At 70.8% G+C, this 12,819-nt stretch carries 12 protein-coding genes; 10 read left to right on the forward strand and 2 right to left on the reverse strand.

Annotated features, from left to right (window positions below):
• Positions 1-50 precede the first annotated feature (50 nt).
• Positions 51-629, forward strand: a complete 579-nt coding sequence (locus RCR19_RS30395; RefSeq protein ID WP_220294785.1) for an HIT domain-containing protein — start codon at positions 51-53, stop codon at positions 627-629.
• A gap of 66 nt (positions 630-695) precedes the next feature.
• Here RCR19_RS30395 and RCR19_RS30400 read toward each other — a convergent pair whose 3' ends face one another.
• Both RCR19_RS30400 and RCR19_RS30405 read right to left on the reverse strand, forming a co-directional pair.
• The gene (locus RCR19_RS30400; protein ID WP_331268024.1) at positions 696-2,354 is read right to left on the reverse strand and encodes a hypothetical protein; all 1,659 of its coding nucleotides are present in this window, start codon (positions 2,352-2,354) and stop codon (positions 696-698) included.
• 286 nt (positions 2,355-2,640) lie between these two features.
• Positions 2,641-4,839 (reverse strand): elongation factor G-like protein EF-G2, encoded by a 2,199-nt coding sequence (locus RCR19_RS30405; protein WP_331268025.1) that lies wholly within the window; start codon positions 4,837-4,839, stop codon positions 2,641-2,643.
• Between the two features lie 303 nt (positions 4,840-5,142).
• Between RCR19_RS30405 and pgsA the strand changes: the two genes are divergently transcribed.
• The 9 genes from pgsA to ruvA all read left to right on the forward strand — a co-directional run bounded on the left by pgsA (position 5,143) and on the right by ruvA (position 12,811).
• A complete protein-coding gene (gene pgsA, locus RCR19_RS30410; RefSeq protein ID WP_059125577.1) occupies positions 5,143-5,829 on the forward strand; it encodes a phosphatidylinositol phosphate synthase in 687 nt (228 codons plus the stop codon).
• Positions 5,830-5,866: 37 nt separating this feature from the next.
• Positions 5,867-6,799 carry a phosphatidylinositol mannoside acyltransferase gene (locus RCR19_RS30415; RefSeq protein ID WP_331268026.1) on the forward strand — a complete coding sequence of 311 codons (933 nt, stop codon included), beginning with the start codon at positions 5,867-5,869 and terminating at the stop codon, positions 6,797-6,799.
• Complete coding sequence (locus RCR19_RS30420; RefSeq protein WP_331268027.1) at positions 6,796-7,956, forward strand: glycosyltransferase family 4 protein; 1,161 nt, start codon at positions 6,796-6,798, stop codon at positions 7,954-7,956. Before RCR19_RS30415 ends, RCR19_RS30420 begins: the two co-directional genes overlap by 4 nt.
• A 524-nt stretch (positions 7,957-8,480) precedes the next feature.
• Entirely contained in the window at positions 8,481-9,026 is a 546-nt protein-coding gene (locus RCR19_RS30425; protein WP_331268028.1) for a hypothetical protein, read from the forward strand.
• A 152-nt stretch (positions 9,027-9,178) separates the two neighbouring features.
• Entirely contained in the window at positions 9,179-10,090 is a 912-nt protein-coding gene (pdxS, locus tag RCR19_RS30430) for a pyridoxal 5'-phosphate synthase lyase subunit PdxS (protein ID WP_220294787.1), read from the forward strand.
• 37 nt (positions 10,091-10,127) lie between these two features.
• On the forward strand, positions 10,128-10,736 hold the full coding sequence (gene pdxT, locus RCR19_RS30435; protein WP_331268029.1) for a pyridoxal 5'-phosphate synthase glutaminase subunit PdxT: 609 nt from the start codon (positions 10,128-10,130) through the stop codon (positions 10,734-10,736).
• Positions 10,737-10,784: 48 nt separating this feature from the next.
• Positions 10,785-11,537, forward strand: a complete 753-nt coding sequence (locus tag RCR19_RS30440; RefSeq protein ID WP_331268030.1) for a YebC/PmpR family DNA-binding transcriptional regulator — start codon at positions 10,785-10,787, stop codon at positions 11,535-11,537.
• A gap of 141 nt (positions 11,538-11,678) precedes the next feature.
• Positions 11,679-12,209 (forward strand): crossover junction endodeoxyribonuclease RuvC, encoded by a 531-nt coding sequence (gene ruvC, locus RCR19_RS30445; protein ID WP_059125570.1) that lies wholly within the window; start codon positions 11,679-11,681, stop codon positions 12,207-12,209.
• Positions 12,206-12,811: a Holliday junction branch migration protein RuvA gene (ruvA, locus tag RCR19_RS30450; RefSeq protein WP_331268031.1), complete on the forward strand. Its 606-nt coding sequence runs from the start codon at positions 12,206-12,208 to the stop codon at positions 12,809-12,811. The genes ruvC and ruvA overlap by 4 nt, the downstream gene beginning before the upstream one ends.
• Positions 12,812-12,819 lie beyond the last annotated feature (8 nt).

The raw sequence follows: 12,819 nt of genomic DNA on the forward strand, positions 1-12,819 counted from the left end.
GGACGGTTTTCGCCGAGCCCCGCCGACACGCCGCGAACGGGCGAAGCCATATGCTGCACTGCATGACCAGTGAGCCGGAGCAGCAGATCGGAGTAGGGACGCAGGACGCGTTCCAGCGTCTGTGGACGCCCCACCGGATGGCCTACATCCAGGGCGAGAACAAGCCGACCGGTCCGGGGGCCGGTGACGGCTGCCCGTTCTGCGCGATTCCGGCCAAGTCCGATGAGGACGGGCTGATCGTCAAACGCGGTGAGCAGGTGTACGCGGTGCTCAATCTGTACCCGTACAACGGCGGCCATCTGATGGTCGTGCCCTACCGCCACGTCGCCGACTACACGGACCTCACCCGGCCGGAGACCGTGGAACTCGCCGAGCTGACCAAGCAGGCCATGACCGCCCTGCGCACGGCCTCGGGCGCCCACGGCTTCAACATCGGCATGAACCAGGGCACGGTCGCGGGTGCGGGCATCGCCGCCCATCTGCACCAGCACATCGTCCCGCGCTGGGGCGGTGACACGAACTTCATGCCGGTCATAGGTCACACGAAGGTGCTGCCGCAGTTGCTCGCGGACACCCGCAAGATGCTGGCGGAGGCCTGGCCCGCGCAGAGCGGCCCGTCCGGGGAGTAAGGGCGGGGCGCATCGGGGCGCGGGCCACCGAGGGCGTCCGCCCCGCCCGTCCGGTCGGCGCGGGCGCTACGCGTCGTAGACGTCGGCCTTACGCGGTGACACGTCCTGCACCTGCGTGCTGAGGAACGCCGACCGCGTGCCGAACTTCTCCGTGTCCACGCCGTTCTCCTCCAGCACCCTGATCGCCGCCGCGTGCACCACCCGCAGCACCGGCGTGGCCGCGCGCAGCGCGTCGTCCGCCATGAAGCGGTGCCGCCACGGCTGGTCCGCCCAGGCATGCCGCAGTCCGAACGGCTCGGGCAGCGTCAGCGAGCCGCCGAGCCAGTTCAGCAGGGGCGGGTACCAGGTGAACGGGGCGCGGACCGAGAGGCGCACCACTTCGTCCGTGTCCACCAGCGGAAGCTTCACCTCCCGCGTCTCCCAGAACCTGACCTGCTTCTGCACCTTCTTGGTCGGTGCCGAGGGCTTGGTCGTGAACAGCGCGTTCACCGGTCCGAGAGCATGCCCGGTCACCTCGATGCGGAGCGTCTCGTGCAGCACCGTCACCGTGATCAGCATGGTGATGATCAACTGGCCGTCCCAGAGCGTCCACTGGACCCCCAGGTAGTGCCGCTCACCGCCACCGAACTGCTGCTTGTTGCAGATCTCCTGTATGGCGTGGGTCTTGATCTGGTACGCGTCCACGTCCGTTCCCTTGGGACGCGAGACCTCCTTGGCCTTCTCCCCGATGGGACTGACGATCCAGTGCCGGATCGACGGGGTGGGGAAGCCGCCCGTGTTGAGCGGGCCGCGCACCAGCATCCCCAACTGGTCGTGGATGGCCTTGATCACGTCCCAGCTGCGGAAGGGGTGGATCTCCTTGTCCTTCTCGCGCGGCACCAGGTCCTCGGCCAACTGCCAGCTGCCCCAGCGGGTGCCCATGCCCAGGATGCCCTTGGGCCCGGCGTAGAAGACGGAGTTGGACTGCTGTTCGGCGCCGAGCCGGGCGAGCGCCTGGCGCAGCCGCTCGGCCGAGGTCTCGCCGGGGCTTCCGGGCACCGCCTCGGGGATCTTGGCGCCGAGGCCGCCACCGGCGAGCATGCTCTCCCAGCGGTCCCGCAGATCCTTCGCGGTCCGCTCGCAGATCTGCTTCGCCCACAACCAGCCGACGACCGGCATGACGACCGAGGCGCGTGCGTACCACGCCCAGAAACCCGTGAAGGGCATACGGATCAGGAAGATCACCGCAAGGGCGCCGACACCGAACAGCAGCGCCGTACCGAGCGCGGAGGCGCGTTTGTCGTCGCGCTTGGCCACCGAGGCGCGGATCTGGAAGACCAGCAGCCACACCAGCATCCCCGGCAGGAACAGCACTCCGCAGAGCACCGTCACCGCCGAGAGCCAGTTGTCCCGCTCCCGGCGGATGCGGTGGGCGGCCAGGCAGTGCTCCACGACCACCTGGGGCTCGGTACCGAAGGACTGGATGAGCGCCTTGCGATTGGCCCCCAGCATGCGGTCCCGCACCGCGAGCGAGAACGCCTCGCCGAGGTTGGGCCGGAAGATCTTCGCCCAGGGACGGCCGGTGCTGACGGTCGACTCGTGCCATTCGTTGTTGGCGTCGAGGATCGTCTCGACCTTCGCGTCCCGGTAGGCCGCAGACGCCAGGGCATACGTCGCCGCCGTCTGGCCCGCGGAGCCCGAGAGGGGCACCTGCGCCCCGGGGCTGAAATCGAACCCGTCCGTCACTGCCGCCCCCTCGCCGCCGAACCCGCTCCTGCGGCCTTCCCGACTTCCTTGCTCCGCACACCTGTTGAACAGGCCATCGCGCCGATCGCATCCCTGCGTGATCAGGTGATCAGCGTATCCGCACACGGCGGCGTTCGTCGGCGGACGGCCCACAAGTCCGGGTGCGCGGGCGTGCGTTCGCCCTCGGCGCGCGCCCGCCCGGTCGCGTGGAGACCGTCCGGTCCCCCGGTACCGGCGCCCCCGGCTCGCTCGTGCCGTGCACGTGAGCCGGGGGAGCGGGGTCCGACTACGAGGCCTCCTGCGCCTGTTGACGAACCTTCGCCGCAAGCTGCGGCGGCATCGGCTCGTGCCGCGCGTAGGAGCGGCTGAAGCGGGCGGTGCCGTGCGAGAGGGAGCGCAGATCGACTGCGTAGCGGCCGATCTCGATCTCCGGCACCTCGGCCCGCACCAGGGTGCGGCCGCCGCTCGTCTGCTCGGTGCCGAGCACCCGGCCGCGGCGCCCGGAAAGGTCGCTCATCACCGCGCCCACGTAGTCGTCACCGACGAGCACACTCACCTCGGCCACGGGTTCCAGGAGGTGGATCGTGGTGCCGGCCGCCGCCTCGCGCAGAGCCAGCGCGCCGGCCGTCTGGAAGGCGGCGTCGGAGGAGTCCACCGAGTGCGCCTTTCCGTCCAGGAGCGTGATCCGGATGTCGACGATCGGATGGCCCAGGGCCACACCCCTGGCGGCCTGGGCCCGCACGCCCTTCTCGACGGAGGGGATGAACTGCCGCGGGACGGCTCCGCCGACCACCTTGTCCACGAACTCGATGCCCGAGCCGCCGGGCAGCGGTTCGACCTCGATCTCGCAGATCGCGTACTGGCCGTGCCCGCCGGACTGCTTCACATGGCGGCCGCGCCCGGCGGACCTGCCCGCGAACGTCTCGCGGAGGGAGACCTTGTACGGGACCACGTCGACCTGGACGCCGTAGCGACTGCGCAGCCGCTCGAGGGCCACGTCCGCGTGTGCCTCGCCGAGGCACCAGAGCACGACCTGGTGGGTGTCCTGGTTCTGCTCGAGGCGCATGGTCGGGTCCTCGGCGACCAGCCGCGCGAGTCCCTGGCTGAGCTTGTCCTCGTCGGCCTTGCTGTGCGCCTGGATGGCGAGCGGCAGCAGCGGGTCGGGCATCTCCCAGGGCTGCATGAGCAGCGGATCGTCCTTGGCCGAGAGCGTGTCCCCGGTCTCGGCCCGGTTCAGCTTCGCCACGGACGCCAGGTCGCCCGCGATGCAATGGCTCAGGGAGCGCTGCTGCTTGCCGAACGGTGCGGACAGCGCCCCGATGCGCTCGTCGACGTCGTGGTCCTCGTGCCCCCGGTCGGCCAGCCCGTGCCCGGACACGTGCACCGTGTCGTCGGGGTGCAGGGTGCCCGAGAACACCCGCACCAGCGAGACGCGGCCCACGTACGGGTCGGAGGACGTCTTGACGACCTCCGCCACGAGCGGTCCGTTCGGGTCGCACAGCGCGAGCTCGCGCGGCTTGCCGTCGGGCGTGGTGACCGCGAGCGCCGCCCGCTCCAGCGGGGTCGGGAAGCCGCCCTTGACCAGCTCAAGCAGTTCGACCGTGCCCAGTCCCTGGCGGCCGCCGTCGGTGGCCGGTGCCGCGGCCAGGACCGGGAAGAACGTCCCGCGTGCGACGGCTCGCTCCAGATCCTTGATCAGGGTGCCGAGTTCGATCTCCTCGCCGCCCAGATAGCGGTCCATGAGGGTCTCGTCCTCGCTCTCCGCGATGATCCCCTCGATGAGCCGGTTGCGGGCCTCGTCGATGAGCGGCTGCTGGTCGGGCCCCGGCTCGGACTCCTTGCGCTCGCCGGAGGAGTAGTCGAACAGCTTCTGAGTGAGCAGCCCGGTCAGCCCGGTCACGGGCGTGTGCCCGTCCGATCCGTGTGCGACGTGCAACGGCAGATACAGCGGCAGTACGGCGTCGGGGTCGTCCCCGCCGAACGCGTCGGCGCAGACCCGGGTCATCTCGTCGAAGTCCGCCCGGGAGCCGTCCAGGTGCGTGATCACGAGGGCGCGCGGCATGCCGACGGCGGCGCACTCGTCCCACACCATGCGGGTCGAGCCGTCCACCCCGTCCGTGGCGGAGACCACAAAAAGGGCCGCGTCCGCGGCGCGCAGACCGGCCCGGAGCTCCCCGACGAAGTCGGCGTATCCAGGGGTGTCCAAAAGATTGATCTTGACCCCGTCCCAGTCGACGGGGACCAGGGAGAGCTGCACCGAGCGGTGCTGCCGGTGCTCGATCTCGTCGTAGTCCGAGACGGTGCCGCCGTCCTCCACGCGGCCCGCCCGGTTCACCGCTCCCGCTGTCAGTGCGAGAGCCTCGACCAGAGTCGTCTTGCCCGATCCGCTGTGGCCGACCAGCACCACATTCCGTACGGACGCGGGGTGGTCGGCCGCCGTAGCCCTGCCGGCGGCTCCGGTGTGTGCATTCGCCTTGTCGCCCATGATCCTGCCTCCCGTGCACGGTGAGGTCACTGGGGGCGCGGACATGCGGATCCGCGTGCGATGGCGGCTCCGTGACGCCCGCGGTGAATTCGAGCTTTGCACTCGCGTCACGGTGCGTCCATACGAAGGACGCGATCCCGCCCTTCGACCGAGGCTTGCGCGGGCTGCCCGTTCGTGATCGTGATGCCACGGGCACGTGACACAGTGTGTGGGTGCCCGGCCGTCGCCCGCTCCCGTGCGTGGCTACGATGGGCCAGCCGGCGGCCACCAGGACCGCGCGGCTCACCGACCGTCGGGAAGGCCATGCTGAACAAGTACGCGCGTGCATTCTTCACGCGTGTCCTCACACCGTTCGCCGCGTTTCTGATCCGCCGGGGCGTCAGCCCCGACACGGTCACACTGATCGGTACCGCAGGTGTGATCGCGGGCGCGTTGGTCTTCTACCCCCGGGGCGAGTTCTTCTGGGGCACGGTCGTCATCACGCTGTTCGTTTTCTCGGACCTCGTCGACGGCAACATGGCCCGCCAGCTGGGCCGCTCCAGCCGCTGGGGCGCCTTCCTCGACTCCACGCTGGACCGGGTCGCGGACGGCGCGATCTTCGGCGGTTTCGCCCTGTGGTACGCGGGCAAGGGGGACAACGACCTCCTGTGCGCGGTGTCGCTCTTCTGCCTGGCCAGCGGACAGGTGGTGTCGTACACCAAGGCCCGGGGCGAGTCGATCGGCCTGCCCGTGGCGGTCAACGGGCTCGTGGAGCGCGCGGAGCGGCTGGTCATCTCGCTGGTGGCGGCCGGCTTCGCCGGACTGCACAAGTTCGGTGTGCCCGGTATCCAGGTGCTGCTGCCGATCGCACTGTGGATCGTCGCCGTCGGCAGCCTGGTCACACTGATCCAGCGCGTGGTCACGGTGCGCCGGGAATCGGCCGAGGCGGACGCCGCCGCGGCAGCGGAAAAGGGCGAGAACGCCGGGCACGGGAGCGGGGCGGCGAAATGATCCGCGGGCGGAACCTGCAGAAGAGCGGGGCGCCGACGTGACCAGCTTCCAGGAGCGGCTGACGGACGGGCTCTACGGCCTCGGCTGGAGCGCCGTCAAGACGCTGCCCGAGCCCGTCGCGGTCCGGCTGGGCCGCGGAATCGCGGACCTCGCCTGGAAGCGGCGCGGCACGAGCGTGCAGCGCCTCGAGAGCAACTACGCGCGCGTGGTGCCCGGCGCGAGTCCGCAGCGGCTCGCCGAACTGAGCCGGGCGGGCATGCGCTCATACCTGCGGTACTGGATGGAGTCCTTCCGGCTCCCCGCATGGAGCGCCGAGCGCGTCAGGGACGGCTTCGACCCGAAGGACCTGCACCACCTGACCGACGCACTGGCCGAGGGCCGGGGCGTCGTCCTGGCTCTGCCGCACCTCGCCAACTGGGACCTGGCCGGCGCCTGGGTGACCACCAAGCTGGGGATACCGTTCACGACGGTGGCCGAACGGCTCAAGCCCGAGACGCTCTACGACCGTTTCGTCGCCTACCGCGAGGGACTCGGCATGGAGGTGCTCCCGCACAGCGGCGGCTCCGCCTTCGGCACCCTGGCCCGGCGGCTGCGCGACGGTGGCCTGGTCTGTCTGGTCGCCGACCGGGACCTGTCCGCCTCCGGCACCGAGGTGTCCTTCTTCGGTGAGACTGCCCGCATGCCAGCGGGACCGGCGCTGCTCGCCCAGCAGACCGGTGCGCAGTTGGTCCCCGTGACCCTCTGGTACGACGAGTCACCCGTCATGCAGGGCCGCCTGCATCCCCCCGTCGAGGTACCCGGGACAGGTACCCGTGCCGAGAAGACGTCTGTCATGACACAGGCGCTGGCCGACGCCTTCGCCACGGGGATCGCCGAGCATCCGGAGGACTGGCACATGCTGCAGCGCTTGTGGCTCGCCGACCTGGACCCGGCCAGGGCCCCCTCGCGGCCCGAGAAGGGGACCCCGTGAGGATCGGCATCGTCTGCCCGTACTCCTGGGACGTGCCGGGTGGCGTCCAGTTCCACATCCGTGATCTGGCCGAGTACTTCATCCGCCTCGGGCACGAGGTCTCCGTGCTCGCCCCGGCGGACGACGACACCCCCCTGCCGCCGTACGTCGTCTCGGCGGGCCGCGCGGTGCCGGTGCCGTACAACGGCTCGGTGGCCCGGCTGAACTTCGGCTTCCTCAGCGCCGCGCGGGTGCGGCGGTGGTTGCACGAAGGCCGGTTCGACGTGATCCACATCCATGAGCCGGCCTCGCCGTCGCTGGGCCTGCTGGCCTGCTGGGCGGCGCAGGGCCCCATCGTGGCCACCTTCCACACGTCGAACCCGCGCTCCCGTGCGATGATCGCCGCCTACGCGATCCTCCAGGCTGCTCTGGAGAAGATCAGCGCCCGGATCGCCGTCAGCGAGTACGCCCGGCGCACGCTCGTGGAGCACCTGGGCGGCGACGCGGTGGTCATCCCGAACGGCGTGGACGTCGACTTCTTCGCCAAGGCCAAGCCCAAGCCGGAATGGCAGGGCGACACGATCGGCTTCATCGGGCGCATCGACGAACCGCGCAAGGGACTGCCCGTTCTCATGCGGGCCCTGCCGAAGATCCTCGCCGCCCGGCCGCAGACGCGGCTCCTGGTCGCCGGACGGGGCGACGAGAAGGAGGCGGTCGAGACACTTCCCGAGGACCTGCGCCCGCGTGTGGAGTTCCTCGGGATGATCAGCGACGAGGAGAAGGCCCGCTTCCTGCGCAGCGTCGACCTGTACGTGGCGCCCAACACCGGCGGTGAGAGCTTCGGGATCATCCTGGTGGAGGCGATGTCCGCACATGCGGCCGTGCTCGCCTCCGACCTCGATGCCTTCGCCCAGGTCCTCGACCGGGGCGCGGCCGGCGAACTGTTCGCGAACGAGGACGCCGACGCACTCGCCGACGCCGCCGTGCGGCTGCTGGAGAACCCGCAGCGGCGCGAGGAGCTGCGGCGGCGGGGCAGCGCCCATGTACGGCGCTTCGACTGGTCGACGGTGGGTGCGGAGATCCTGTCGGTCTACGAGACGGTGACGGAGGGCGCGGCCGCCGTGGCCGCGGACGAGCGGACGAGCCTGCGGGCACGACTGGGTCTGGCGCGGGACTGAGCCCGGTCGCCGTCTTCCGGCATGGACGCGTGCGCGTCCACGTGCCGTCGGGCGGGCGTCCGGCGCGGTCGGTCCGGGAGACTGCGGCGTGTGCCGGTCGGCGGGGTCCGGCCGGTCTGCGAGTCGGCTACGGAGGGCGGCGCGGGCACCGTGGCCGTGGACGAGGCCGAGAGCCCGGTGGGGTCGGCGCGCCGGACCGGGGTCGGGCGCCGTGTACGTGTGCAGGGGCTATCTCCGGCGTGGTCGCGTGCTTGTCCGGGACGTGCCCCTCCGAGGGCCGCGCATACGGTCGGCGGCCGACGTGGGCGGCCCCGCTGCGGGTCGCCTCCCTGGGTCGCTCCCTCCCTGCGACCGTCGGCGACGGCATACGCCACCCCGCCGGTCCAGACCGTCCGGTGCCCACGGCATACGGCGCCTCGTGGGTCCCCGGGCGCCGTCCGTCCCCCGCATGAAAGCGGTTGGCCGCCCCGTGGCCGGGTGGGACGCGAGGGGCGTGCGCGAGTGGCCCGGTAGCCTTGCGGCCCGTGAGCCCAACCCTCATCTGGATCCTCGTCGTCCTCGTCGCGATCGGCCTCTATCTGAGCTGGACCGCGGGGCGCCTCGACCGACTGCACGCCCGGATCGACGCGGCGCGTGCCGCGCTCGACGCGCAGTTGCTGCGGCGTGCGTCGATCACCCAGGAGCTGGCGACCTCCGGCGTACTCGACCCGGCCGCCTCGATCGTGCTGTACGAGGCGGCGCACGCCGCCCGCCAGGCGGAGGAGGATCAGCGCGAGGTCGCGGAGAGCGAGTTGAGCCAGGCGTTGCGGGCCGTCTTCGAGGAGGCCCCGCAGGTGCGGGCGGTGCAGCAGGCGCCGGGCGGCGAGGAGGCGGCCCGGGAGCTGACCGAGGCCGTGCGCAAGGTGCCGATGGCCCGGCGCTTCCACAACGACGCGGTGCGCGCCGCGCGGGCTCTGCGGCGCCACCGCAAGGTGCGCCTGTTCCGTCTCGCCGGCCACGCGCCCTTCCCGATGGCGTTCGAAATGGACGACGAGCCACCGACCGCGCTCATGGGCCGTTCGACCCTGTGACCGCCCGCGAGACGGGGTGAAACCCGCCGGTGGCACCCCCTGTCGGGGCAAAACGATCCACCGGCTCACCATTGGCCCTTGCCGTGGCCTGTTCACCTCACGTTTCCTCTCGTCGAGCAGAATTTCCTCTTTCGCAGAGTGAGGTCCCACCCGTGTCCAGCACGCTCTCCACCCCCCAGAACCCCGAGACCGGCACCGCCCGCGTCAAGCGCGGCATGGCCGAGCAGCTCAAGGGCGGCGTGATCATGGACGTCGTCACGCCGGAGCAGGCGAAGATCGCCGAGGACGCGGGCGCCGTCGCCGTCATGGCTCTGGAGCGGGTCCCGGCCGACATCCGCAAGGACGGCGGAGTGGCCCGTATGTCCGACCCGGACATGATCGAGGGCATCATCGAGGCCGTCTCGATCCCGGTCATGGCCAAGTCCCGGATCGGCCACTTCGTCGAGGCCCAGGTCCTGCAGTCCCTCGGCGTCGACTACATCGACGAGTCCGAGGTGCTCACCCCGGCCGACGAGGTCAACCACTCCGACAAGTGGGCCTTCACCACGCCGTTCGTCTGCGGCGCCACCAACCTGGGCGAGGCCCTGCGCCGTATCGCCGAGGGCGCGGCCATGATCCGCTCCAAGGGCGAGGCCGGCACCGGCAACGTCGTGGAGGCGGTGCGCCACCTGCGTCAGATCAAGAACGAGATCGCCCGCCTGCGCGGCTACGACAACCACGAGCTGTACGCCGCCGCCAAGGAGCTGCGGGCCCCGTACGAGCTGGTCAAGGAGGTCGCCGAGCTGGGCAAGCTCCCGGTCGTGCTGTTCTCCGCCGGTGGTGTCGCGACCCCCGCCGACGCCGCGCTGATGCGCCAGCTCGGAGCCGAGGGCGTCTTCGTTGGCTCCGGCATCTTCAAGTCGGGCGACCCGGCCAAGCGTGCCGCCGCCATCGTGAAGGCGACCACCTTCTACGACGACCCGAAGATCATCGCGGATGCCTCCCGCAACCTCGGCGAGGCCATGGTCGGCATCAACTGCGACGTTCTCCCCGAGAGCGAGCGCTACGCCAACCGCGGCTGGTAGACCGGGCCGGCACCACATCACAGAGGACACCACGTACATGACCGACGCACCCGTGATCGGCGTCCTGGCCCTTCAGGGCGACGTACGGGAGCACCTCATCGCCCTGGCCGCGGCAGACGCCGTGGCCAGGCCGGTGCGGCGCCCCGAAGAGCTCGCCGAGGTCGACGGCCTCGTCCTCCCCGGCGGCGAGTCCACCACCATCTCCAAGCTGGCCGTCCTGTTCGGAGTGATGGAGCCCCTCCGCGCACGCGTGCGGGACGGGATGCCCGTCTACGGCACCTGTGCGGGCATGATCATGCTCGCCGACAAGATCCTCGACCCGCGGTCGGGCCAGGAGACCGTCGGCGGCATCGACATGATCGTGCGCCGCAACGCGTTCGGACGTCAGAACGAGTCGTTCGAGGCGGCGGTCGACGTCGACGGTGTCGAGGGAGATCCTGTAGAGGGCGTCTTCATCCGCGCCCCCTGGGTCGAGTCCGTAGGAGCGGGGGCCGAGGTGCTCGCGGAGCACGACGGCCACATCGTCGCCGTTCGCCAGGGCAACGCGCTCGCCACGTCGTTCCATCCGGAACTGACCGGGGACCACCGCGTGCACGCCCTGTTCGTCGACATGGTGCGAGCCGAACGGACGGCGGAGTCCTTGTAGGATCTCTGGCGTTCACACAGAGATGGGTTACGCGAAGGAGACAGGCAGATGTCCGGCCACTCTAAATGGGCCACGACGAAGCACAAGAAGGCCGTGATCGACGCCAAGCGCGGCAAGCTCTTCGCGAAGCTGATCAAGAACATCGAGGTCGCCGCCCGCACGGGCGGGTCGGACCCGGACGGCAACCCGACCCTCTACGACGCCATCCAGAAGGCGAAGAAGCAGTCGGTCCCGAACAAGAACATCGACTCCGCGGTCAAGCGCGGCGCGGGCCTCGAGGCCGGCGGTGCCGACTACGAGACCATCATGTACGAGGGTTACGGCCCGAACGGTGTCGCGGTGCTCATCGAGTGCCTCACCGACAACCGCAACCGCGCCGCCTCCGACGTCCGCGTCGCCATGACCCGCAACGGCGGCTCCATGGCCGACCCGGGCTCCGTGTCGTACATGTTCACCCGCAAGGGTGTCGTGATCGTCCCCAAGGGCGGGCTGACCGAGGACGACGTGCTGGGTGCCGTGCTCGACGCGGGCGCCGAGGAGGTCAACGACCTCGGCGAGTCCTTCGAGGTGATCAGCGAGGCGACCGACCTGATCGCGGTCCGCACCGCACTCCAGCAGGGCGGGATCGACTACGACTCCGCCGAGGCCAACTTCGTGCCCTCCGTACAGGTCGAGCTGGACGAGGAAGGCGCCGTGAAGATCTTCAGGCTGATCGACGCGCTCGAGGACAGCGACGACGTGCAGAACGTCTTCGCGAACTTCGACGTCAGCGACGAGATCATGGAGAAGGTCGAGGCGTAACGCCGCCGCGAACCGACCGGGCCGACGGGACATCACCCGTCGGCCCGTCGCTTTGCCGATGGTTGTCGGTGGCACCCGATAGCCTGCACGAACCGGGGAAACCGCTCGTCGACGGCCCGGCGAGATCGAAGGGAGGGGCGCGTGCGCGTACTTGGGGTGGACCCCGGACTGACCCGATGCGGTGTCGGGGTCGTCGAGGGCGTTCCCGGGCGGCCGTTGACCATGCTCGGCGTGGGCGTCGTCCGTACCCCCGTGGACGCCGATCTCGGGCACCGCCTCGTCGCCGTCGAGCAGGGCATCGAGCAGTGGCTGGACGAGCACCGGCCCGAATTCGTCGCCGTGGAGCGGGTGTTCAGCCAACACAACGTACGGACGGTGATGGGCACCGCCCAGGCCAGTGCCGTCGCCATGCTCTGCGCCGCCCGGCGCGGCATCCCCGTCGCCCTGCACACCCCCAGCGAGGTCAAGGCCGCCGTCACCGGCGCGGGACGTGCCGACAAGGCACAGGTCGGTGCCATGGTCACCCGGCTGCTCCGGCTCGACGCCCCGCCCAAGCCCGCCGACGCCGCCGACGCCCTGGCCCTCGCCATCTGCCACATCTGGCGCGCCCCCGCACAGAACCGACTCCAGCAGGCCGTCGCCCTGCACGCATCGAAAGGCCGCTCCTCATGATCGCCTTCGTCAGCGGCCCGGTCGCCGCCGTCGCCCCGGACTCCGCGGTGGTCGAGGTCGGCGGCGTGGGCTTCGCCGTCCAGTGCACGCCGAACACCCTCTCCGGGCTCAGGGTCGGCCGGCAGGCCAAGCTCGCCACCTCCCTGGTCGTGCGGGAGGACTCGCTGACCCTGTACGGCTTCGCGGACGACGACGAGCGCCAGGTCTTCGAGCTGCTGCAGACCGCGAGCGGGGTCGGTCCGCGCCTGGCCCAGTCGATGCTGGCGGTGCACAGCCCGGACGCCCTGCGGCGTGCCGTGGCGACCGGTGACGAGAAGGCGCTCGTCGCGGTCCCCGGCATCGGCAAGAAGGGGGCTCAGAAGCTGCTCCTGGAGCTGAAGGACCGCCTCGGCGAGCCCATCGGCGCTCCCGCGGTCGGCAGGCCGGTGACCTCCGGCTGGCGCGACCAGCTGCACGCGGCCCTCATCGGCCTCGGGTATGCCACCCGCGAGGCGGACGACGCCGTTGCCGCGGTCGCCCCGCAGGCGGAGGGCGTCGAGGGCGCACCGCAGGTCGGTGTCCTCCTCAAGGCGGCCCTGCAGACCCTGAACCGAGCCCGCTGACCCGTCGG

The sequence above is a fragment of the Streptomyces sp. WAC07094 genome (assembly GCF_036320405.1).
Lineage (GTDB): Bacteria > Actinomycetota > Actinomycetes > Streptomycetales > Streptomycetaceae > Streptomyces > Streptomyces lannensis.

Bases quoted from the DNA above. Each gene is read 5' to 3' on its own strand.
- RCR19_RS30395 (WP_220294785.1), top strand. From the start codon at position 51: ATGCTGCACTGCATGACCAGTGAGCCGGAGCAGCAGATCGGAGTAGGG.
- RCR19_RS30405 (WP_331268025.1), bottom strand. From the start codon at position 4,839: ATGGGCGACAAGGCGAATGCACACACCGGAGCCGCCGGCAGGGCTACG.
- pgsA (WP_059125577.1), top strand. From the start codon at position 5,143: ATGCTGAACAAGTACGCGCGTGCATTCTTCACGCGTGTCCTCACACCG.
- pdxT (WP_331268029.1), top strand. From the start codon at position 10,128: ATGACCGACGCACCCGTGATCGGCGTCCTGGCCCTTCAGGGCGACGTA.
- RCR19_RS30440 (WP_331268030.1), top strand. From the start codon at position 10,785: ATGTCCGGCCACTCTAAATGGGCCACGACGAAGCACAAGAAGGCCGTG.
- ruvA (WP_331268031.1), top strand. From the start codon at position 12,206: ATGATCGCCTTCGTCAGCGGCCCGGTCGCCGCCGTCGCCCCGGACTCC.